Source organism: Desulfosediminicola ganghwensis (genome assembly GCF_005116675.2).
GTDB classification, from domain to species: Bacteria; Desulfobacterota; Desulfobulbia; order Desulfobulbales; family Desulfocapsaceae; genus Desulfopila; species Desulfopila ganghwensis.
This window is the reverse complement of sequence record NZ_CP050699.1, coordinates 1,148,668-1,171,050: the sequence shown is the minus strand read 5'-3', so window position 1 is coordinate 1,171,050 and position 22,383 is coordinate 1,148,668. Positions and strand designations below refer to the sequence as shown.

Below are 22,383 nucleotides of genomic sequence, written 5' to 3'. Positions count from 1 at the left end.
CTTCTCTCACTTCACTGGGGTGATGGAGACCATTATGGAAGACAAGATTCGCCTGGGAGTAAGTTCATGCCTGTTGGGTAATCTGGTACGCTTTGATGGCGGCCACCAACATGATCGCTATATAACCGGAACTCTTGGCAACTATGTGGACTTTGTTCCTGTCTGTCCGGAAGTGGAATGCGGTATGTCTATCCCAAGGGAGGCGATGCGGCTGGTCGGTGAGGCTGAAAGTCCCCGCCTGGTCACCTCCCGCTCCAATGTTGACATGACAGACCAGATGCTGGACTGGATCCCCCAGGAGCTGGAAAAACTCGAAGCTGAAGATCTGGATGGCTTTATCTTCAAGAACCGCTCACCGAGCAGCGGCATGGAGAGGGTCAAAGTCTACCCTGCCAGTGGCAAGGGTATGGCCGAAAAGAAAGGAGTGGGCATCTTTGCCCGCGCCTTCATGGAGCATTTCCCCAACCTGCCGGTGGAAGAGGATGGGCGGTTGCACGACCTCATCCTGCGTGAAAATTTCATCGAGAGAATCTTCGTTCATCGAAGATGGCGAAAGCTGCTCGCCGAAAAGAAAACTGTCGGCGGCCTGGTGGAATTCCACACCAGACACAAGTTACTTATCATGGCCCATGGCGAGAAGATTTACAGGGAAATGGGGCCGCTGGTGGCCAAGGCTAAGCAGATTCCCGCCGATGAACTCTACCAGAGATACGAGCAACTGTTGATGAGCGCACTCAAACTGCGCTGCACCCTGAAAAACCACAGTAATGTACTGATGCATCTGCTTGGCTATTTCAAAAAGAATCTGAGCGCGGATGAAAAGCAGGAAGTGCTGGAAATCATCGACCAGTACAGGGCTGGCCTGGTACCCCTCATTGTGCCGATAACCCTGATAAACCACTATGTCCGCAAATACAATCAGGAGTATCTGGCCGAGCAATACTACCTGAACCCACACCCCATTGAGCTGAAACTCCGTAATCACGCCTGAAAAATCCGCGTCATTACCGCTACGACACACGACCTGTTTTTTCTTTTTACCCCTGAAGTTCCGCTTCACGTGGCTAAGAGAAGGAGCCAGGGGGGAATCTGATTATTTTTCCGGGCTATCTGTGTCCCTGTCGACAATCACCAGCCCCAGATAGCCGTCAACAGTGACCATATCACCTGTACGTATATAACGCAGAACAGCTGACACACCGGTAACGCACGGGATTCCATACTCCCTTGCGATGATGGCTCCGTGGATAAGCATCCCTCCCCGTCGCTCCACGATCCCCAGGGCCAGCGGTGCCAGAAACGTCATATTGGGATCAATGCTGTCCACGACCAGCACCTCGCCAACCTTGAATTCCGGCATCTGCTCCGGTCGCTCTATGACTCTGGCCCTACCACGGCAAAAGCCGCGTGACGCAGGCTGGCCTTGCAGTTGCCTGGCCCGGATCAAAGGCCCCGTCTCTTTTGCCAATCTAATTTTGCTGCTTTCTTCTGCTTTTTCAGGCTTTTTCCCAGCCGGCCTGATCAACTCCACCTGTTCACCGGCAAGGAGGGCGGCAATTTCTTCCGGAGTTGCCAGGATCTCTGCCATTCCCCTGGTGGCAAGGCGACTGCGGCCTTCTGCTACTGCCAGGGAAAGTTGCTGCTCAATCTTGCCCATATAGATATTGTCGTCATCGCGCATCCGGTAACTTGCCCTGCCCAGCGAGAGCAGTTGCTCACCATCAATGTTCAAGGTCGTCTCCCCGATTTTTGAGAGAAATTGATTCTCAAGGTTCCTCCGGGTTGATGCGCGATCATCAATTTTATCGTTTTCAAGCGTGGCATATTGCAAAATAACTTTCACCAGATTGTCCCGCGAGTCTCTGCTGCCGATGTTTTGCTGAATAAAAAAATTACCGAAGATGCTTTCCACCTTTTCAAGTTCGCGGCAAAAGCGTTCGTCTTCTATCCCTGCAAATCCTCCAGTATTGAACTGGCTCTGAATCTGCGGATGGGCACGAACCATACTTGCCAGCTTTTTCAGCATGGCATTTCTTTTGGTACTGAGCATCTCCTCGCCACTCAGCAGGGAGACAAACAGATATGGGTCTGCCGGCGCCATTACCTCGTTGAATATTTCCCCAAAAAGGCGAATTCCGTGAGCAAAGGGAATGCAGTCATCCCAATAGCGTTTACTCCAATAGGATACCCGCTCAAACCTGTGCCTGATTATCCCGGCAAGTTCATTATCAGAGCTGCCAGTCAGGTTGACAACAGCCATTTCTCTCCAATCATCTTCCATTTGAGGCAACATCTGTTTTTCAATTACCTGCCATAGCCCCTGGAGATTCTGAAAACTCCTGTGAAGGCTCAGATACCACGCCCTTCGATCGGTTCTGTCGTCAGAAATCGCCGTAATGGGCCTTGCCTGGAGAATATACAATTGGCCTTCTACCCGGCACCACTCTATGTCCAAAGGGGTATCGAACGTTTTTTCAAGCCGATCCATGGCCTGAACCAGGGTCTCTAATTCCTCAATGTCCAGTGGCTTTTGCTCAGCCAACTCCGGCGGCAACACCGCAATTTCAACTCCTTCCCTCTCGCTCTGGTCAGCTATGACATATTTTTCCCTCTTCTCAGGGGGAATATGGGCAACGAGGCTATAATCCTCCCGGTTGACCTGGAACCTGTCCGGCGGTACCTCACCATCGACCAGTCCCTGGTTCAGACCATGGACCGCCTCGATTACCATACGGTTGCTATCCATCGGATCATGGGTAAAGCCCACGCCCGCACATGAACTTGGCAATAACTCCTGAATGACAATGGCCATGGCGCTGGAGCCCACAGCCAGCTGCAACTCCTGGCGGTAGAGTAAAGCCTTATCAGACCAGAGAGAGGCCCACACTTTTCGTATAGCCCGCTCTAATTGGTCCTGGGAGCGTATATTCAGATACGATTCATGAAGGCCTGCAAATGATGCTGTGCTGCCATCTTCCTCCGTGGCCGAAGAGCGCACGGCCAGTGGAACCTCACCAAACTCTGTTCGAACAAAATCGTGTATAGTTGAAGCCAGTGTACGCGGCAAACTGGTGGCCAGGAAAAATTGACGGATACGCAACGAAATGTCCCAGATCTCCTCCCAGCGCATGTCACTGAACTCCTTGGTGTTCAGCTCCATCTGTATTTTTTCGCTTAAACGATTAATCTCCAGAAACTCCTTATATGCTGCCGTGGTAAGACAGGCAGTTTTCGGCAACAGCTCTCCGGCATTAAGCAGCTTTGCCAGCGCCAGAGCTTTGCCGCCCACATCTTTTGCGAATAACTGATCTTTGGTATCAAGCAAAAATATCTGTTTCATCACTTAAGTGCAGCTCCATAACATTCTGAAATCGATTGACTATCAGATAATGACGAACTTTTATCAACAACATCGTGGTACTTGGAGCTTCTACAAACCGTTCCAGATATGGGTGGTGACGGAGATAGAGGCTTTGATAGGTCTGCTGCTCCTCCTCAGACAATTTTACCACCTCACCAATTACCGTTACCGCAGCCGCTGCATGAAAATCCTTTTCAGTATTCGACCGGGTATCGATAAGTAAAGAGACCCGGGACTGCTCAAGCAGATTGGTGTGTTTTCTGGTCGCACGTCCTGTCGCCACCACTATCCTGGTCAGGTCCGGAGTATGGGCAAAGGCCATGAGGCTTGTATAAGGCTGCCCGTTGCGCTCGGTGGCCAGCACTCCCAGCTGCTGACTCTCCAGAACCTGAACTATTCTCTCACGTACATCCGCTTCTCCTGATTGCATCCGCTCTCCCCCTTGAAAAGATGTCAGCCCTGATCATTTCAATTGTACAAAGAACTCCACAGAAGGGACAGATATTTGTCAGGCATCTTTGGTGGCGGTTGGTCATAAGTCGTGCAATGACAGCTCCACCGGTGATCGCTGCTCCCCCCACCTACCTCATGTTCTTGTTATGCCACTGGAGGAATCAACTATGACTAAACCTGAAAAGATAAATGCATGGATGGCAGCCAGATCATTGGAACTAAAAGATGGTAATTGTTCAGGGCCCCGTCTTCGAAAACCGGCTCGCAGTTGTAAGGTCTAATCGGTGCAGGCAACTTTATCGTTAAGAGATGTACAGATAAAGTTATCCTACGCCTGGTAACCAAATTGCAATTTTGCTTAGAGGGATGATGTTGGCAAAGGCGGCTTCGATTTGGGAGTTACTATAACAACAGGTGATTCGATGCTTGTGGGGCGGAGACTCTTCAACCACCCGCATTTTTCGAACGACGTGTTACAGTTGACCGTTGGGCTGGCGAAACTCGTACCCAGATATTTTCTACCTGGGTGCTCATCTCCCCCAGTGGATTCCCTCTCTACCTTTCCCTAAGCCGCTTACTCTATGGTGTAGAAGGGGCAAACGAACGCGGGATCGGGATCCACGGCGCACCTGTAGTATTGCCTGAAAGCTTCAACCGGCTCGGCAAAACCACCCGTGATATTGATCATAATATCACCTTCTGAATAGTAGTCCCTCTGATAATACGCCTGACTTTCTTTGGGGCGGAATTTGATGATCGACATGCCTTTAGCAGTATAGGGCACTCCGTTGAAATAACCGGTCATCGTCCAGGCAGCCGTGTATGTGTCATCAATGCAAATCTCGTCTTCAACCGTAGTGACTAGATTTGGGGAACTCGTAAACAATCTCGAGAGGAATTCCGTCATCTCATCGATGCCCTGGATGGTTACAATAGGATCGTGGTATTCAATGTCATTGGTGTAATAGGGCACTACGGTTGACCAATTCACGGAATCCACTTCGACGAGCGCACGTCCATTTTCCAATCGCATACGGTTGAGTTGACTCGAATTACTTTCCGCACTGGCCATCATAGGCAAAAGCATGATGCAAGCGAGCACTGCGGACGTTCTGATGAAAGTCTTCATTTTTTGCCTCCCACTTCTTGTGGTGATGAATTTTAAGTAATTGTGTTCTTCTAGGCACCATAAAAAAATTGCATCTTCAAGCAAGAGCTACCTCGTGTTGAAAAGTACCCCTGCTCCCTGTTAAGACCCATGGAGTTCACTAACCTACCATGCAACAGGATTGGCTTTATCAAAATTAGATTACCTTAATTGTAGTTGAATTCATGGTACCTCTGGGCTCTGAACCATGTCAATGAGACACAGTGGTACACCATAAGGCTGGCGAAAGAAGTCCATTACCAATAGTTACGCTTTTAAGTAAAACTGCTAATTGACACTTTTCCCGTAAATCTCAGGTTTCCTTTTATCGACACTACGGTTAGGTTCGATCTAATCTTCCTGGATGTTAATATCAGATCGAGTCATGATTTTTACAAATGAATCGATTCATGGAGAAACCACTGACCAAGCCGCCACGCCGCGCGCCGCTCGCCTCACCAGTTACGCTCCATCTTCTCTTCAGAAATTTTCAGAAACATGTTATAAATTGATTCTGATTCCTTAACTTTAATACCCCTAACCATTCAACCTTGCCAACATCATGACAGAGAGTAAAGACCAGGACGAACCCACCCCAATTGTATCCTCAGAGCATCTCGCCTCCCCTGACAGCTGGCAGCTCAGTGAGTTTGAATATGGCATGATCATCTCATATAACGCCTTCGCCCGCTGGATGATGCGCTGCATGAGCGCCACCGGATATGTGGATTTCAGTCCGTTGGATATCCTGGTGCTCCACAACGTCAATCACCGTAAACGCGAAAAGCGATTGATAGATATTTGCTTCGTGCTCCATGTCGAGGATCATCACACGGTGAATTACTCGCTTAAAAAACTGGTTAAGGCAGGTCTGGTAGGCCGGGAAAAACGAGGGAAGGAGATTTTTTATTTTGCCACTGAAGAAGGCGATGCCGCGTGCGCGCAGTATAGAAAAATTCGGGAGAAATGTCTCACCTCGACGTACCGGGCGATGGATCAGGAAAATGACGAGATGAGTCAGGCCGCAGCGCTGCTACGTTTGATGTCGGGCATTTATGATCAGGCTTCCAGGGCTGCTTCTTCATTATAACTCTTTCAGGGCCTCTTTCCCTATCGATCCTGCCAGTGGTTTCAAGCCACTAAGCACCTGTTTCCAGAGACATCATGAAACAGGTGCTGGAACAATCAGCGCCCCATCATATCAGGTAGAATCGTAACAATCTCCGGGACAACCACAATTATGCCCAACGCCAGCAGAAGCAGCAGGAAAAACGGTAAGGCTGCAACCGCAACCCGTAAGATATTCATCCCGGTCTGCCCCTGAATCACGAACAGGTTGAAACCGACGGGCGGGGTAATCTGGGACATTTCCACCACGATCACCACAAAGATGCCGAACCAGAGCGGATCAATTCCAGCCTGCTCCACCATGGGCATAATCACCGATGTTGTTAACACCACCACCGAGATGCCATCCAGAAAACAACCAAGGACGATGAAAAAGATGGTCAGCGCTCCCAGCAGGGCATAGGGCGACAGGCCCATGGTACCGATCCAGCTTGCCAGCATTTTCGGTATACCCGTAAAACCCATGGCAACTGTAAGAAAGGCAGCACCCGCCAGAATAAAAGCGATCATGCATGAAGTTCTGGTGGCACCGAGCAAGCCATCAAAAAACGTCTGTTTACTCAAGGTTCCCGAATGCCACGAGAGAACCAGCGCCAGCACCACCCCGACCGCAGCAGCATCAGTTGGCGAGGCAATGCCGGAGTAGATGGAGCCGATGACCCCGCCAATCAGCAGCACCACAGGGATCAAGCCTTTCGACCGTCTGAACTTCTCTGCCAACGGCAGGTCTGCTTCACACTCTCCGACCGGGATGGACTGACGGTTGAGCAGCGACCAGGTAGCCACATAACCGATAAAAAGTGCCACCAGCATCAAACCGGGCAGGAGCCCTGCAATAAAAAGTCGGGCGATGGACTGTTCCGTCGCGACCCCGTACACAATCAGGATAATGGATGGTGGGATCAACAGGCCAAGGGTTGCTGAACCTGCCAGGGTGCCGATAATCATCTTCTCGGGATAGCCGCGCCTTGAAAGCTCCGGGATAGACATCTTGCCGATGGTGGCGGCAGTAGCGGCGGATGACCCGGAGACTGCTGCAAAGATTCCACAGCCGAGAATATTGACATGAAGCAATCTGCCCGGAAGTTTTGACAACCAGGGGGACAGGCCACTGAACATATCCTCTGACAATCTGGAACGAAAAAGAATCTCACCCATCCAGATAAAAAGCGGTAATGCGGCCAGTGCCCAGCTGTTCGACGCACCCCAGACCGTTGTGGCCAGCACCTCACCGACGGGTGCCTCCGTGAATATTGCCATGCCGGTCATACCGACCGCAAGCAGTGAGAAAGCAACCCAGATGCCGCTGCCCAGAAGCGCAAAAAGTACCAGCAGCAACAACACAATCATCGATAATTCCGACATAACGACCTCTCAGCTCCCTTCCTTTTGCAAACAGGTTTTCGAGTCGACATGGGTACTCTCCCCATGCTCTGAAACTTCTTAACCCTTCTTCGGCCCTTTTTTCTTCGAATAGCTTGGTGCCCTCCCCATGAGCACTTCGATAAACTCATCGATAACCGCGATGGTCAGCACCAGCAAACCAATCAGCATCCCACACTGGGGAATCCAGATTGGAACCGCGACGAGGCCAGCTGAAAGATCGTTGTAACTCCAGGATTCCCAGGTAAGAAGTGCCATGTAGTAACTGAAATACATCGAGATGCCGGCAGCAACGCCAAGACACCAGAACTCAGCGATTCGCCTGATTTTTCCCGGCAGGTTACTTATCAGCAGCGTTACCCTGATATGATCCCCCTCACGCAGGGTATGGGCCAGCGCCAGAAACGAAGCCGCAGCCAGAAAAAAACCGGTGAAGTCGGCATAGGAGGGAATAGTGAGACCAATGGCTGAGCCAGTCATCACTGTACAGATACGATCGATGAGATTGAGCATCACCTGTGCCACGACCAATAGACATATCGCGGCGACAAAGAAGGCCGCCAGCCAGCCGCTTGTCGTGTAAAGCCGGTTCAACCAGTTACGTACCATCTCCCTTACCTCACTGGAAAATCTTAGTCAGAGCATTTACCTCGCCGGTCAATCCAACGTTTTCGTTTTATAGTTGAAATGCTCGCCAAATGTGCCCGATACGGACAGCCATGGGGAACAACCCATGCGATAAACTCTGCACTGATAAAAAATACAAATTAACCCGGCAACATTTTATAAAACAGGGATGCAGCCGGGTTTTCAAAAAACTTCTTCTACTTTACCTAATTGTTACTGCTGATAATGGCTCAGCACAGCCTCACCCTCTGCACCGGCGTCCTGCTTCCAGTCAACCAGCATTTCTTTGCCGACCTCTTTCAGACCAGCCATCAGTTCCGGGCTCGGAGCAACGATGATGACCCCGTTATCCTTCAGGATCTTTATTTTCTCTTCGGTCTCCTTCTTGCTCATGGCAAGACCGCGCAACTCTGCTTCTGCCGCTGCTGCCAGGACAGCCTCCTGGGTAGGTTTATCGAGCTTGCGGAAAGCTTTTTTACTGACCACGACAATATTCTTCGGTACCCAGGCCTGAATATCGGTGAAATGGGAAATAAAATCCCAGGCCTTGGAGTTGGCACCAGTTGATGGTGAAGTGATCATCGCCTCAACCCGGCCCGTGGCAAATGCCTGTGGGATATCAGGTACTTCGACCTGGGTCGGTGCCGCACCAACTTTATTGGCGAAACTCTCAAGCATCGCGTTATATGCTCTGAACTTAATACCCTTGAGGTCATCTACAGTCTTGATCTCTTTATTGGTGTACAGCCCCTGTGGTGGCCAGGGTACAGAAAAGAGCGGCATCAGGCCCTGTTTGTCCAACAGCTTGGCAACTTCAGGGCGCTGGCTGTTCCAGAGTTTTGCCGCCTCATCATAGTTTGTCGCCAGAAAAGGCTGGGAATCTGCCCCGAATACCGCATGCTCGTTGGAGAGCAGGGAAAGAAAAAATTCGCCGATGGGTACCTGTCCGCCACGTACAGCGTTCTTGATCTCCGGATGTTTAAAGAGCGACCCTGCAGAATGAATTTTGATTTTCAGCTCCCCACCCGTTGCCGCCTCCACATCCTTGGAAAACTGCAAAATATTCTGGGTATGGAAGGTCTTATCCGGATATGGCGTCGGCATATCCCAGGTTGTTGCCTGGGCAGTCGCAACCAGTCCGGTCATGCCCACGGCTACCGCCATTCCAGACAGGGCGGACATCAGTGTCTTACGCATCTTCATCGTTCTCTCCTCCTGAATTGATTTTCACCCCGAACGGAGTGGTGGCCCCTGCGAGGAATCCGCAGGAGTTACAATATTGCAAGATTTACATTGACTTTTCAATACGATATTGACATCATTCCATAACGTTGACATTTTGTCGATAAAAAATATATTTATATAACGAATTTGTAATCGAATTAACCATATTAGTCGATATATTAAATTTTTAGATCAAACCCAAATAGGAGCGGAACCATGCCACAATGGCAAATCTGGATCGATCGAGGTGGCACCTTCACCGACATCGTTGCGAAACGTCCGGACGGCACCCTGGTAAGCCACAAACTGCTCTCCGAAAATCCGGAGAACTATAAAGATGCAGCAATTCAGGGCATACGGGATCTCATGCAGATACCCACAGACGCCCCGCTGCCGTCCAAATCGATTGAACATGTCAAAATGGGCACCACAGTTGCCACCAATGCTCTTCTGGAACGTAAAGGTGAGCGCACCCTGCTGGCTATTACCCAGGGCTTTGGCGACGCTCTTCGCATCGGCTACCAGAGCAGGCCGGACCTCTTCGCACGCCACATCGTCTTGCCGGAAATGCTCTATGAAAAAAGTGTTGAGATTATCGAGCGCATCGGGGCAGACGGTCTGTGCCTGATCGAACTGGACCAGCAACAGGCCAGACAGGACTTTCAGGCAGCGTATGATGAAGGAATCCGCTCTGTCGCAATTGTCCTCATGCACGGCTATCGCTACCCGGAGCATGAACAGCTCCTTTCGAAAATAGCCCGCAAGATCGGCTTTGAGCAGATCTCTGTCAGCCATGAAGTCAGCCCGTTGATCAAGCTGGTCTCCCGAGGCGACACCACAGTCGTGGACGCGTACCTTTCGCCCATTCTGCGCCGATATGTCAACCAGGTGGCAAACCAGCTTAACATAAACGACGAAAATGGCCCCCGCCTGATGTTCATGCAGTCAAACGGAGGCCTTACCGACGCCAATTATTTCCAGGGTAAAGACGCCATTCTCTCCGGCCCTGCCGGTGGCGTGGTGGGAATGACACGTACCGCCGCCATGAGCGGGCTGACCCGTCTCATCGGCTTCGATATGGGTGGCACCTCCACCGATGTGGCCCACTACGACGGCGAATACGAGCGCAGCTTCGAAACTATAGTGGCCGGCATTCGAATGCGTGCGCCGATGATGCACATCCATACCGTTGCCGCCGGCGGTGGTTCAATACTCCATTTCGACGGCTCAAGATATCGGGTTGGGCCGGAATCCGCAGGGGCCAATCCCGGCCCGGCCTGTTATCGGCGTGGTGGCCCATTGACAGTGACCGACTGCAACGTCATGCTTGGCAAGATTCAGCCCGCACACTTCCCCAAAGTCTTCGGCCTTACAGCCGACCAGCCCCTGGACCGGGAGACAGTCGTCGAAGGTTTCAGCCGCCTGGCGGAATCAATCGCCGCGGCCACCGGGGCGGCCCTCCACACACCGGAGCAGGTTGCAGAGGGGTTCCTGCGCATTGCTGTCGAAAACATGGCCAATGCCATCAAGAAAATCTCGGTTCAGCGAGGCTATGACATAACCCACTACACCCTCAACTGTTTTGGCGGAGCCGGTGGCCAGCACGCCTGTCTGGTGGCCGATGCCCTGGGAATGCAACAGGTATTTCTCCATCCATATGCAGGGGTACTTTCCGCCTATGGCATGGGACTGGCCGACATCAGATCCATGCGGGAAAAACAGGTGGAGCAGCCATTTGACGCCAATGCTGAATCCATAGCCAGAGAAGCGGCCAGACCGCTGATCGAAGAGGCGCGCACAGAAGTCATCAGCCAGGGTGTCGATGCGGCCAACATCTCCATTGTACTGAAAACCCACCTTCGCTATGAAGGCACAGACACTGCCCTGCTCGTGGATTGCGGCACCATCAAGCAGATGCAGGACGCCTTTGAACGCGCCCATAAAAAGCGTTTCGGTTTCATTGCCGAAAACCGCGGACTGGTGATTGAGGCCATTTCCGTTGAAGCAATTGGCATCAATGAGCCGACCCTCGACCCTGAAACAACCAGTAAAGCCACGGAAGACCTTGTGGCAACAGACGAGGTGAAAATCTTCAGTGACGGCAAAGCTCACCGGACCCCACTTTACGAGCGGGACCGGATGCTCCCCGGGCATGTGATCAATGGCCCTGCCATTATTGCAGAATCAACCGGCACTGTGGTGATAGAAGAAGGCTGGCAGGCCACGCTCAACACCCGTCAGCACCTTATTCTCAAGCGGTATATAGCACGCAGGAAAGTCGAGGCAATCGGCACCACCGTTGATCCGGTAATGCTTGAGGTATTTAACAACCTCTTTATGTCCATCGCTGAGCAGATGGGAGCGACCCTGGCCAACACTTCCTACTCCGTCAACATCAAGGAGCGGCTTGACTTCTCCTGCGCCCTATTCGACGCAGACGGCAACCTGGTGGCCAATGCCCCGCATGTCCCCGTGCACCTCGGTTCAATGGGCGAGTCCGTCAAGACGGTCATCAGGGAAAACAGCGACACCATGCAAACAGGCGACGTCTACATGCTGAACGCCCCATACAATGGCGGCACCCACCTTCCCGACGTCACCGTGATAACCCCCGTTTTCAATGACACTGGCGACAAAGTGCTCTTTTATGTGGGCTCCAGGGGACACCACGCGGATATCGGTGGCCGGACCCCCGGCTCCTCCCCTCCGGATTCTCAGCATATTGAAGAAGAAGGCGTGCTTATCGACAACTTTCTCCTGGTACGGTCAGGGAAATTGCAAGACGAAGAGACCAGAAAACTGCTTTCTTCAGGTCGCTATCCCTGTCGAAACATTGAACAGAATATGGCGGACCTGGCTGCCCAGATCGCCGCCAACGCCACAGGAGAAAGGGAGCTGCGCCGAATGGTTGACACCTTTTCTCTTGAAGTGGTGCAGGCCTACATGCGCCATGTACAGGATAATGCCGAGGAGTCCGTCCGCAGAGTGCTCGACGTATTACAAGACGGGGCATTCAGCTACCCCATGGATGACGGGGCCAGAATAGAAGTGAAGGTTACAGTGAATCGCGCCAACCGGGAGGCCACAATCGATTTCACCGGCACATCACCGCAGTCTGCAGGCAACTACAACGCCCCGACCGCGGTGTGCAAAGCCGCTGTACTCTATGTGTTCAGAACTCTGGTTGAAGATAATATCCCTTTAAATGAAGGGTGTCTGAAACCGCTGAAGATCATAATCCCGGACGGCACCATGATCAGCCCGAGCTACCCTGCGGCCGTCATCTCCGGCAACACCGAGGTGAGCCAGGCGATCACCGATGCTCTTTTCGGCGCACTGGGTGTTCTCGCTTCTTCCCAGGGCACCATGAACAACTTTGTCTATGGCAATGAGAAAGTGCAGAATTATGAAACAATTTGCGGCGGCACCGGCGCAGGGCCCGATCACCACGGCACCAGTGCGGTACACAGTCATATGACCAACACCCGCATGACAGACCCCGAAGTGGTCGAGTGGCGCTTTCCGGTACGTATTGACGAGTTTTCAATCCGCAGAAATTCAGGTGGCACTGGCAGGTATTGTGGCGGCGATGGCGTGGTCCGGAAAATTCGTTTTCTTGAGCAGATGACTGCTACCATTCTCTCTTCGCACCGACGGGAACATCCTTACGGATTGGCCGGAGGGTGTGATGGAGCCACTGGGTGTAACAGCGTTATCCGTAAAAATGGTTCCACCGAAGAACTTGACGGCAATGCTGAGACAGGCATGGCGCCAGGTGATGTATTCGTCATAAAAACTCCGGGAGGCGGGGGCTTCGGAGCCTCCTGATCAATTATCCTTAGTAACGCCATTCATATTTTTCCTGAATGAATCCCGGTTCATTCTGGATTCTTATAGGACATTGTGTTATCGTGCTGGCGCATTACTGTAAACTTGGTTACCGCCTGACCGCTATAACGAGTGCGACAACCGGCGTAATGAACCAGAACCCGCCTTGCCGCTCAGGCGCTATTATGTGAATTTTTCACGTAACACTTTCCATCCCACGGAGGTAATGATGAAAACACCTGTACGCGTAGCAATTACCGGTGCAGCAGGCCAGATCAGTTATTCCATCATTTTTCGTATCGCAGCAGGCGACATGCTTGGTAAAGATCAGCCTGTAATTCTCCAGCTTCTTGAAATCCCACCCGCAATGGATGCCCTCCAGGGTGTGGTCATGGAGCTGAAAGACTGTGCTTTCCCACTGGTTGCAGGCGTCGTCGCAACTGACGATCCAAACGTTGCCTTCAAGGACACCGACTACGCAGTCCTGGTTGGCGCGCGTCCTCGTGGACCTGGAATGGAGCGCGGCGATCTACTGATGGCCAATGCCCAGATCTTCTCAGTACAGGGCAAGGCGTTGAACGATAACGCCAGCCGCAACGTCAAAGTGCTGGTAGTCGGCAACCCGGCCAACACCAACGCTCTTATCACCCTGAAAAACGCACCTGATCTGGATCCGAAGAACATCACCGCCATGATGCGCCTCGATCACAACCGCTCACTCTCCCAGATCGGCGACAAACTCGACTGTGCCACCACCGACATCGAGCAGATGGTTGTCTGGGGTAACCACTCCGCGACCCAGTATCCCGACATCAGCTACGCCACCGCAAAAGGTAAGGCAGTTAAAGAGCAGGTCGACAACGACTGGTATGTAGAAAATTTCATCCCTACCGTTCAGCAGCGTGGTGCGGCGATCATCAAGGCTCGCGGCGCTTCCAGTGCAGCTTCTGCAGCTTCTGCAGCCGTCGATCATATGCGCGACTGGGCCCTCGGCTCCAACGGCAGTTGGGTAAGCATGGGTGTTTACTCTAAAGGCAACAGTTACGGTATTGATGAGGACATCGTCTACTCCCGTCCCATCGTCACGGAAAATGGCGAGTGGAAAGAAGTTACCGGCCTTGAGGTCAGCGACTTCAGCCGCGAGATGATGAAGAAAACCGAGGACGAACTGGTATCTGAGCGCGAAGCAATCAAAGAAATGCTCTAGGATCTCCGTTCTTCTTTGCAGGCAGAAAAAAGGCGCAGCCCGCACGGGCCGCGCCTTTTTTGCTTCTGCCGCTTCGTCCCACATCCAACGTCCAACGTCCAACCCCAGCTTTTCACTCCTTCACAACAAACCCATCAACCAGCTCCACAATCCGCCTGCCGTATTCAGCCTTCACCTGATCCAGATACGCCCCATCCACAGGCCCCTTCCAGGTGGTAACAGAGTAGAACCGCTTCGGTACCGAGAAGTTCTCAGGCTTAAAACCGGTGTCACTACGCACCTTCCAGCGAAGCCCTCGAATATACTCGGACGTTTCAGCTATTGTCCCGGCCAGTGCGCCGTAGCCAACACTGGCCAGACACTCCTGCAACTGTTCATCAGTATAGATTGATCTGGCAAAGAGGCAGGAGACCATTGAAGTAAGGAAAGCCCTGCCCGGCTCATCGTTCATCAGGAAATCCACCGACTTCTGCAGATCTTTATCCGTGCTTTTCTGCTCGTAGCTATAGGCACCGGTGTCGAGGTGTGAATGGCGAAACCCCAGGGTCTGGGCGGCAAAATAGAGCTCACCGGTGGCATAGCCCGCCATCTCCTGACCAAGTACACAGCCAAACGCCTCACCACCATATTCTTTTCCCGCCTTCAATGTCCCCTGGCCGAGCAGGCGGTAAAATTCATTGGTGCCGCGACCAAGATGCATAGCCGCCTGCTGATATCCCGACACATCTCCAAAAGCCAGGGGAACCAGGGTCTCCTTCTCGCTCACCAGGCCACGTTCTGTAGCCTCAGTCGCCCAGGCCAGGGCCACCCCTGCCGACATGGCATCGAGACTCACCTTCTCAATCTCATCGAGAATCCGCAGCACCCCAAAGGTATCGGTAACTCCGAGCATGGTGCCTGCCGCAAAGATCGGCTCATAATCATAGGCGACCTGATGATAATGATAGCGGTTGTCCACCTTGGCTTTTTGCCGGATATACCCTATGTGGATACAGCCTACCGGGCAGCCGGCACAGGCACCGTTACGCAGCAGAGTGTCATCTGCGAATTTTGCGCCCGTCACCTTGTCGATTTCGGAGTGGCTTGTTCGCTGGAGGTTGTGCCACGGCAATGCCTCGATATCATTCAACGTCTGCAGATTGGCCGCAGTTCCCAGATTATGGTATTTTCGCAACATATCGGTTGAGGTTACCTTGGAGTACACCTCTTGAAAAACTTTCCGGTACTCCTTACCCGCTGTCAGCTCCAGCTCACCTTCTCCGCTGACGATAATACCCTTGAGGTTCTTAGCCCCCATTGAAGCCCCGCCACCCATGCGACCGAAGTGCCGATAGGTCTCGACGTTGATACAGGCCATGCCGGAACCAATCTCCCCGGACGGACCGATACGGAGTATGGAGCGATGTCCCGAAGACCTGCCATGCATGCGCCGCAGCAATTTGCCGGTATTTTCAGCATTCATCCCCCGCATGAACTCCACATCTTTCAGCTCCAGCTCCCTTGCGCCCACGGTGAGACATGACAGCCGCTTCGCCTTGCCGACGATCACCAGTCCATCCAGATTGCAGAACTGCAGGGCCAGCGCCATGCGGCCACCACCATGACTTTCGGTATACTCGTTGTGATAGGAGGAACGAAAGGAGCAGACTGTCTTTGACATCAACGGGAACAAACCGGTCAGAGGCCCGATGGCGAAGATCAGCGGCTGTTCCTCATGATGCCACGGTTTATCCGGATGACCATATTTCATATAGAGCAGCGCCGCCAGGCCGCTGCCACCCGCCACCTGGTCACGTCCATCCAGCTCCACAAACTGACCACTGCCTGACGAAAGATCGTAGACGAGCACCCTGAATTGTTCGCGCATCATAGCAGCACCTCCTCGATCTCACTGGCTTCACGCATCTCCAGACAGCTCTGGGGGCAAAACTCCACACATTTCCCGCAGTGGATGCAGACAAACACCTCCCCCAGGTCGTTTTCATAAATGGCATTCACCGGGCAGGCCGGTACACATTTTCCGCATCGGATGCAGAGCTTCTTCCTGACCACCACCCCACCGCCTTTTCGCTGACTGAAGGCGCCTGTTGGGCAGACTTCGACACAAGGCGCCGGGTCACAGGCAAGACAGCGGATTGCCAGGAAACCGGTTGAAAGACCGCCTGAGGACTTTATTCGTATTCCCGCAGTTGACCATGAAAGCCGACGATGTACCAGCCGTGCACAGGCCAATGAGCAGGAATGACATCCAATACACTGATCGAGTCTCGGTGTGGTTAACAGTTTCATAGGCAACTCATCTGTATTGAGGATTGTTCTGTAGGGACGTAAGCGTAAACCAATCTCTGCTATTGTTCTTCACCACCATATTTGGCGATATAGTCATCCACCGCAAATTTTCGACGACAACCCGCCTCATTCATATATCGAATTTTACCGAAAACCGGGCGCTCTTTCCAGGCCCGGTCATGTACCCCACCGATTGCCCAGCTCACCCCGGTATAGCCGTTCGGGTCCCTGCCGTCGAAGGCGAAGGTGTCGTTCAGCAGGTTGCCGATTCGTAAGGCCTCTTCCGGGATAGCGCTCCACTCGAGAATTTTTTTCGCCCAATACATCCGCAGATAACCATGCAATCTGCCTGTCTCCCGTAGCGCATTCTGGCAGCTGTTCCAAAGCGGTTCATGGGTTTTTCCGAAGATAAACTCCTCTTCCGTGTACACATACTTCCGCTGATCATGACGATGCTCGTCCAGTGTCCTGATGGCCCAGGCGGGAAACCCGTCAACACTGTCGTAGTCATCGCAATAATAGCAAAAATTGTCGCTCAACTCCCTGCGAACAATGAGTTCTTCCAGAAAGGCGTCCTTGTCCTCATCCGGTATCCCGGCCGCAGCCTGAACAGCCAGGGCCACCCGTTGTGGAGAGACTTGACCAAAGTGAAGGTACGGGGACAGTCGTGAAGTCCACTCGGCAAGGGGGTCGTTCCTCTTTCGGTCATAACCATTGAGACGTTTTGCTATAAACTCCTTCAACGCCTCTTTCGCCTGTACAGATCCCGGCCGCGGATAACTCTCTCTGGAGTCCGTATCCGGATATCGCGCATATAATTCAGGCCAGTCTGGCGGGGCCAGAGCTTTATCCAGGTTTTCAACCCGGTATGGATGTTTTTTCACTTCAGGGAAGTCGTTAAGAAAAATAGGCAGTAGCCTGGCTACTTTCGGCCTGAAAGTGTAGGCAGCATATTCCTGTTTGTCAGAAGCGTACCAACAGGGAATGATATTATGCGCATCTACCTCATACACCGGCACACGCACCTGGGTTCCCATCTCAAACAACCAGCGTTTGCGTATTTTAAGCGGATTAAAATCTGTAACCACCGCATAGGCATCGAGACTGTTCGCACAATTCGCGATGGCCTTCACCGAAGAACCATAGAGAATACGCATGTCGATATTGAGTCGTGCCAGCTGGGCCACTATCTCCTCAAGCCCGACTATGGTAAACCAGAAGTTCCTCGCGCTGGCGCTCAGATACCTGTCCGGCAGGCAGAATACCACCAACAGGGGACGACCTACGCTCAAGGCCAGATCCTGACTCTGCAGGAGTGCCCAGTTGTCCTCAACCCGCTGGTCCCTGTTCATCCAGTAGAGTACAGGGCCTTCACCCCGGTGCCCCTTACGAACCCGCTTAACCCTGCGCTGATCAACCCGAAAACGTTCTACCATCCCTGGTCACCTGTTCTTTCATATCACCTCCTGCCCACTAGCACTCCACAGGCTCCTCAACCGCTCCACCATTATCAACAACCACCCCATCCGATTCCGAAGTGCCAACAGTTTTGGGTTCCCTGAAACGTATAGGTAATTGTACCAGTACAATACACCCCCCATCAGCTCTCTGCACCAGTTTCAAATCGCCTCCGTGATCCAGAATGATCTGCCGGCACAACGAAAGCCCCAGCCCCATCCGGCCTGACTTGGTGGTGGTGAAGGGTTGAACCGCCTTCAGCGGAGAAAGCGCACAAAATTCTTCGGCTGAATCTGACAACTGAATATCGATCTCATCCCAGCATATCTGCACAGTAACATAGATGCCACCACCCTTTTCACCAATGGCGTCGAGACTGTTTTCCAGAATATGCCAGAGCGCCTGCCTGATGAGAATTGGATCGATGTACATACACGGTAAATCATCTTCTATTGACGCTTCAAGATTCGCTCCGATGTACCGTGCTTCAGTCCTGACGGTGGTACACCATTTTTCAAAAAAGTCATTCATATCGGTGAGTACATAATGGGGGCTCATGGGCCGGACCACATCACAAATATCAGAGAGCACCGTATCCATGTGCAGTACGTGATTGGCGAGATGCTTGAACCGTTTACGTACGCCATGGGGCAAATCCGGCCTGGTCATCATCCTGCGGACCAGCCCCCCGACAATGAGTAGCGGATTTCGCAGTTCATGGGTAAGGCGAAAGGCGATCTCTCCGAGCGCCGCCATTGTATCGAGAGAAGATACTTTTGCTTCCAGTTGCAGCTTCTGCTCCTGGATATCAATAATCTCCCAGAGAAACAGTGCGGAAAGATGATCAAGCACCTTCACTGCCGGCAGTTTCTCTGCAACTATCTTCGCCAGCACTCTTTCATCACCGGTAAGCTCAATGATCAGATCAATCCGCTCATCCCTTACGTACTTCTCCCAGGTGGTAACTGTATCGATTCCAAGCTGGCGGGCATATTTACTCCCCATGGCATTGAGGTTCAAATCTATCACCGCCACCACGTTGGGCTGAATGCGTACCGGGGTATATGAATCGAGCAGTCTCAGGATTTCATAACAGCCGCGGCCGCCACCAATAAACAGCACATTGACCCGCTGCAATTCCTGCCTTGGGCAAACGTTATTCCCCCGCTCGGAGGCTGATTTTCCATTTACGCTGTACACTGGCATATCACAAGACATCTCCTTCAATCGCGTGGTTTAGCTGCACAGCTGGCTGGCTGCCGTATAACGGCTTTTGAACAATCAGTACAAAGCATTCAAAATCGAAAGAGATCCTTAATATTGACCGAAGCCGTCTATTATCAGACTAACGTAGAAATAGGGTGCCATTCAAGGAAACTACTGAAAAAATTTGCGGTATTAGGTATATCCTCAATTATATACAGTACGATGCAAACTCCACGTTGATCCCTGGCGGCTCTGAGTCAATAATGGCTCCTTCAGGTTTTGACCTGGAGATTTTCCCCATTTATACAGCCCAGCTTGGAGACAGTGAATGAGCAGTGTCACCTCATTGACCGGCGCGGAAGCGATTAACGTTTACCTGCAATCTGAAAATGATGAAGTCCGTAAGGCCATGGCCAACCTGACCTCCATGGTTCACGCCGCAGCCAACCAGTCTGTGCAAAATATCCAGAAGAGCAGAGAACGAATATCTGACGCAACAGATCATCTCGATGGAATACTTTCAAAAGAACTGGGCCTGTCGCAGGCGGAGGAAATCAAGGAGATTGCCTTAATCGCTCACGAGCTCGACCGATATTTTGACGAGGCAATCTGCAAAAAAGCGCTCAGCGGTCTTTTTAAGGAAGTGGAGTCTCGCGTCACCAGACTGGAGGAGCGCGAAGCCCATCTCGAACAAATTATTCGCCAGCGCGTCGCCGATGCTGAGAGAAAAGCAAAAATTGAAAGCACCAGCAGCAAGGGATTATTCGAGAGCGCACTATCAAAGGCTGAAAAGGTTGTTGACCAGAACAAGATAACCCGTTTTGTCTGTTCAACTGTTGCCCGCTTCCAGGACGAATTTGAGCTGATCCAGTCGGCAACGGACGTTGAACACCTCACTCGTATCTTTCAGGAGACCATTGAGCCGTTCCAGACCACCAAGCTGGTAGCCGGCAGAGATGGCAAGCTGGTGAAGGTGAGCGCCAGCTCTTTTCCCGAAGACTGTTACCAGGACCTTTTTCTATTCTTTTACAAATACTACAACGAGCTGATGGACATCTACGACGCCAACAAATCGCTCCCTTCCACCGCTGATGAAATAGGCCGGATATTCAAGAAGAAGAAAAAAGGTGTCGAACAGATTATCTCAGAAATGCACAATTGGAAATAATCTGACTTCCAATTAGAAACCAGATTATTTCCAGGGAAACTCCAATTTCTTCCCTTCGCTATCCGCTCCACTATCTTGTTGGTGTTTATTCGTGATATTTTGCCAATTTTTACAGTATGTGCAATTTTAGGCCCTTATCTATGGCAAAACCGCCCTCGGGTCATTGGTAATACCAATCCGTTTTTTCGGACATCCCTGTCAAACCCGTATCCCCCCGAAACTCCGATCACCTAATAGCACTGGCAATTGCAACCTATCAGGAATTCCTCTCAACTCAATTATTCTTGACATCGCTATTGGTATCTCCTAGTATTGGTCTGACCTTTTGAGGGGCTTTCTACGGAAACCGCGTACCACATCCTGAAATCAGGTTTCCAAAACGGATGATACATACCTGTCATCTCTGCTTCAGAAACTTCCCCTCATATAATTAATTAAAACGGCAGTTAGTGAGTTACCCACCGTATCCCTGACTATTTCATCGAATGGAGTTATGACAACCATGAAGAAGAGCATTATCGACGAGTTGGTCTCAATTTTTGGCCAGGAAAACGTTCTCACCGAGCGTGAGGACATGATTGCCTACAGCTATGACGCTGCGCCTGTAGAAATAGAGCCTGAAGCGGTTGTCTTTCCGACTACCACCGAGCAGGTCAGTCAACTTATGAAGCTGGCATATCGCGAAGAGATTCCAGTGACTCCTCGCGGTCAGGGAAGCGGTCTTTCCGGCGGTTCAATTCCGCTCAAGCAGGGTATCGTTCTTTCCATGGACAGGATGAAGAACCTCATCGAGTTCGACCCTGCCAACAGACTCATTACTGTCGAAGCTGGTTTTACCACTGCTGATATCGATCCTATCATCGGTGAAGCAAACCTTTTCTACCCACCGGATCCAGGCTCTGTAGCGTTTTCCACCATCGGCGGTAACGTTGCCGAAAACGCAGGCGGACTGCGCGGCCTGAAATACGGTGTAACCAAAGATTATGTCAAGATGCTCAAGGTGGTGATGCCACAGGGCGATATCGTCACCCTCGGCTCTAAATGCGTAAAGCACGTTGCCGGTTTCAACTCCGAGCTGATGTTTGTTGGTAGCGAGGGTCTGCTTGGTGTGATCACCGAGGTAACTCTTGCCCTGCTGCCTATCCCGCAGCACCGTGAGTCTGCCCTGGCGATCTTCGACACCCTTGATGACGCTGCCCAGACCGTATCTGACATTATTGCCGCCGGTGTTACCCCTTCCACCATGGAATTCATGGATAACGCCACCATCAACGCCATTCAGAATTTCAAGGATTGCGGCCTGCCACGCGACGCCCAGGCGGTACTCTTGATCGAGACCGATGGTGAGGAGAACTCTGCCAAGGCCGAGATTGCCACTGTAGAAGAGCAGGTTGGCAAGAATAACGCCCGGGAGTTTGCCCGCGCCAAGACCAGCGAAGATCGCGACAAGCTTTTCGCCGGACGCCGTGTTGCCCTGAACGCACTTGCTTCTGTTAAACCAAACCTGATTCTCGAAGATGCCACCGTAAAGCGCAGCGATCTGCCTGCCATGGTTCGCGGCATCATTGAAATCGCCCAGAGATATGACATCCAGGTAGGTATCTTCGGCCACGCCGGAGACGGCAACCTGCACCCGACTTTTTTGATCGACCAGAGCGATAAGGAAGAGATGGCCCGCTGCCACAAGGCTGTAGATGAGTTGTTCCAGCTGGCAATCGATCTTGACGGCACCATCTCCGGTGAGCACGGCATCGGCCTTGAGAAGAAACCATACCTTGAGGCCCAGATCGGCGCAGCCGGCATCAAGATGCTCCAGGATCTCAAGCGCATGTTCGATCCGAAAAACCTTCTCAACCCAGGCAAGATGTTCGATATGCCGGGTGAAGCAGCTTAAGCAGGGGTGA

The 22,383-nt window shown here is 51.9% G+C and carries 16 protein-coding genes; 6 read left to right on the top strand and 10 right to left on the bottom strand.

Translation table 11 applies throughout. From position 1 onward, the window contains the following. The first annotated feature begins 34 nt into the window (after positions 1-34). Positions 35-991 carry a YbgA family protein gene (locus FCL45_RS05055; RefSeq protein ID WP_136797099.1) on the top strand — a complete coding sequence of 319 codons (957 nt, stop codon included), beginning with the start codon at positions 35-37 and terminating at the stop codon, positions 989-991. A gap of 102 nt (positions 992-1,093) precedes the next feature. Here FCL45_RS05055 and FCL45_RS05050 read toward each other — a convergent pair whose 3' ends face one another. The 3 genes from FCL45_RS05050 to FCL45_RS05040 form a co-directional block, all read right to left on the bottom strand. Next, a complete protein-coding gene (locus FCL45_RS05050; RefSeq protein ID WP_136797100.1) occupies positions 1,094-3,340 on the bottom strand; it encodes a PEP/pyruvate-binding domain-containing protein in 2,247 nt (748 codons plus the stop codon). Further along, positions 3,318-3,791 (bottom strand): pyridoxamine 5'-phosphate oxidase family protein, encoded by a 474-nt coding sequence (locus FCL45_RS05045; RefSeq protein ID WP_136797101.1) that lies wholly within the window; start codon positions 3,789-3,791, stop codon positions 3,318-3,320. Before FCL45_RS05045 ends, FCL45_RS05050 begins: the two co-directional genes overlap by 23 nt. A 597-nt stretch (positions 3,792-4,388) precedes the next feature. After that, on the bottom strand, positions 4,389-4,943 hold the full coding sequence (locus tag FCL45_RS05040) for a nuclear transport factor 2 family protein (RefSeq protein WP_136797102.1): 555 nt from the start codon (positions 4,941-4,943) through the stop codon (positions 4,389-4,391). Positions 4,944-5,523: 580 nt separating this feature from the next. On the opposite strand from FCL45_RS05040, the gene FCL45_RS05035 reads away from it, so the two are divergent. Next, entirely contained in the window at positions 5,524-6,051 is a 528-nt protein-coding gene (locus FCL45_RS05035; RefSeq protein ID WP_136797103.1) for a winged helix DNA-binding protein, read from the top strand. Positions 6,052-6,146: 95 nt separating this feature from the next. Here the strand turns inward: FCL45_RS05035 and FCL45_RS05030 are convergent, their stop codons facing one another. The 3 genes from FCL45_RS05030 to FCL45_RS05020 all read right to left on the bottom strand — a co-directional run bounded on the left by FCL45_RS05030 (position 6,147) and on the right by FCL45_RS05020 (position 9,296). Further along, positions 6,147-7,454 (bottom strand): TRAP transporter large permease, encoded by a 1,308-nt coding sequence (locus FCL45_RS05030; protein ID WP_136797104.1) that lies wholly within the window; start codon positions 7,452-7,454, stop codon positions 6,147-6,149. Positions 7,455-7,532: 78 nt separating this feature from the next. Next, positions 7,533-8,081: a TRAP transporter small permease gene (locus FCL45_RS05025; protein WP_136797105.1), complete on the bottom strand. Its 549-nt coding sequence runs from the start codon at positions 8,079-8,081 to the stop codon at positions 7,533-7,535. A gap of 231 nt (positions 8,082-8,312) precedes the next feature. Continuing rightward, on the bottom strand, positions 8,313-9,296 hold the full coding sequence (locus FCL45_RS05020; RefSeq protein WP_420811230.1) for a TRAP transporter substrate-binding protein: 984 nt from the start codon (positions 9,294-9,296) through the stop codon (positions 8,313-8,315). 243 nt (positions 9,297-9,539) lie between these two features. Here FCL45_RS05020 and FCL45_RS05015 point away from each other — a divergent pair, with 243 nt between their 5' ends. Then, positions 9,540-13,151, top strand: a complete 3,612-nt coding sequence (locus FCL45_RS05015) for a hydantoinase B/oxoprolinase family protein (RefSeq protein ID WP_136797107.1) — start codon at positions 9,540-9,542, stop codon at positions 13,149-13,151. Between the two features lie 229 nt (positions 13,152-13,380). Then, positions 13,381-14,358: a malate dehydrogenase gene (locus tag FCL45_RS05010; protein WP_136797226.1), complete on the top strand. Its 978-nt coding sequence runs from the start codon at positions 13,381-13,383 to the stop codon at positions 14,356-14,358. 112 nt (positions 14,359-14,470) lie between these two features. Here FCL45_RS05010 and FCL45_RS05005 read toward each other — a convergent pair whose 3' ends face one another. Genes FCL45_RS05005 through FCL45_RS04990 form a run of 4 tightly spaced genes read right to left on the bottom strand, consistent with a single transcriptional unit; the run spans position 14,471 to position 19,311 of the window. Beyond that, positions 14,471-16,228, bottom strand: coding sequence for an aldehyde ferredoxin oxidoreductase N-terminal domain-containing protein (locus FCL45_RS05005; protein WP_136797108.1), 1,758 nt, complete (start codon positions 16,226-16,228; stop codon positions 14,471-14,473). Then, complete coding sequence (locus FCL45_RS05000; protein WP_136797110.1) at positions 16,225-16,647, bottom strand: 4Fe-4S binding protein; 423 nt, start codon at positions 16,645-16,647, stop codon at positions 16,225-16,227. Before FCL45_RS05000 ends, FCL45_RS05005 begins: the two co-directional genes overlap by 4 nt. 59 nt (positions 16,648-16,706) lie before the next feature. Then, on the bottom strand, positions 16,707-18,083 hold the full coding sequence (phrB, locus tag FCL45_RS04995) for a deoxyribodipyrimidine photo-lyase (RefSeq protein ID WP_136797111.1): 1,377 nt from the start codon (positions 18,081-18,083) through the stop codon (positions 16,707-16,709). 37 nt (positions 18,084-18,120) lie between these two features. Next, complete coding sequence (locus FCL45_RS04990; RefSeq protein ID WP_167495750.1) at positions 18,121-19,311, bottom strand: ATP-binding protein; 1,191 nt, start codon at positions 19,309-19,311, stop codon at positions 18,121-18,123. A gap of 328 nt (positions 19,312-19,639) precedes the next feature. On the opposite strand from FCL45_RS04990, the gene FCL45_RS04985 reads away from it, so the two are divergent. Both FCL45_RS04985 and FCL45_RS04980 read left to right on the top strand, forming a co-directional pair. After that, positions 19,640-20,479, top strand: coding sequence for a hypothetical protein (locus FCL45_RS04985; protein WP_136797115.1), 840 nt, complete (start codon positions 19,640-19,642; stop codon positions 20,477-20,479). Between the two features lie 502 nt (positions 20,480-20,981). After that, complete coding sequence (locus FCL45_RS04980; protein WP_136797116.1) at positions 20,982-22,373, top strand: FAD-binding oxidoreductase; 1,392 nt, start codon at positions 20,982-20,984, stop codon at positions 22,371-22,373. The last annotated feature ends 10 nt before the right edge of the window (positions 22,374-22,383 follow it).

Coding starts and splice junctions, on each gene's coding strand:
- FCL45_RS05055 (WP_136797099.1), top strand. CDS start 35: ATGGAAGACAAGATTCGCCTGGGAGTAAGTTCATGCCTGTTGGGTAAT.
- FCL45_RS05050 (WP_136797100.1), bottom strand. CDS start 3,340: ATGAAACAGATATTTTTGCTTGATACCAAAGATCAGTTATTCGCAAAA.
- FCL45_RS05045 (WP_136797101.1), bottom strand. CDS start 3,791: ATGCAATCAGGAGAAGCGGATGTACGTGAGAGAATAGTTCAGGTTCTG.
- FCL45_RS05040 (WP_136797102.1), bottom strand. CDS start 4,943: ATGAAGACTTTCATCAGAACGTCCGCAGTGCTCGCTTGCATCATGCTT.
- FCL45_RS05035 (WP_136797103.1), top strand. CDS start 5,524: ATGACAGAGAGTAAAGACCAGGACGAACCCACCCCAATTGTATCCTCA.
- FCL45_RS05030 (WP_136797104.1), bottom strand. CDS start 7,454: ATGTCGGAATTATCGATGATTGTGTTGTTGCTGCTGGTACTTTTTGCG.
- FCL45_RS05025 (WP_136797105.1), bottom strand. CDS start 8,081: ATGGTACGTAACTGGTTGAACCGGCTTTACACGACAAGCGGCTGGCTG.
- FCL45_RS05020 (WP_420811230.1), bottom strand. CDS start 9,296: ATGCGTAAGACACTGATGTCCGCCCTGTCTGGAATGGCGGTAGCCGTG.
- FCL45_RS05015 (WP_136797107.1), top strand. CDS start 9,540: ATGCCACAATGGCAAATCTGGATCGATCGAGGTGGCACCTTCACCGAC.
- FCL45_RS05010 (WP_136797226.1), top strand. CDS start 13,381: ATGAAAACACCTGTACGCGTAGCAATTACCGGTGCAGCAGGCCAGATC.
- FCL45_RS05005 (WP_136797108.1), bottom strand. CDS start 16,228: ATGATGCGCGAACAATTCAGGGTGCTCGTCTACGATCTTTCGTCAGGC.
- FCL45_RS05000 (WP_136797110.1), bottom strand. CDS start 16,647: ATGAAACTGTTAACCACACCGAGACTCGATCAGTGTATTGGATGTCAT.
- phrB (WP_136797111.1), bottom strand. CDS start 18,083: ATGGTAGAACGTTTTCGGGTTGATCAGCGCAGGGTTAAGCGGGTTCGT.
- FCL45_RS04990 (WP_167495750.1), bottom strand. CDS start 19,311: ATGCCAGTGTACAGCGTAAATGGAAAATCAGCCTCCGAGCGGGGGAAT.
- FCL45_RS04985 (WP_136797115.1), top strand. CDS start 19,640: ATGAGCAGTGTCACCTCATTGACCGGCGCGGAAGCGATTAACGTTTAC.
- FCL45_RS04980 (WP_136797116.1), top strand. CDS start 20,982: ATGAAGAAGAGCATTATCGACGAGTTGGTCTCAATTTTTGGCCAGGAA.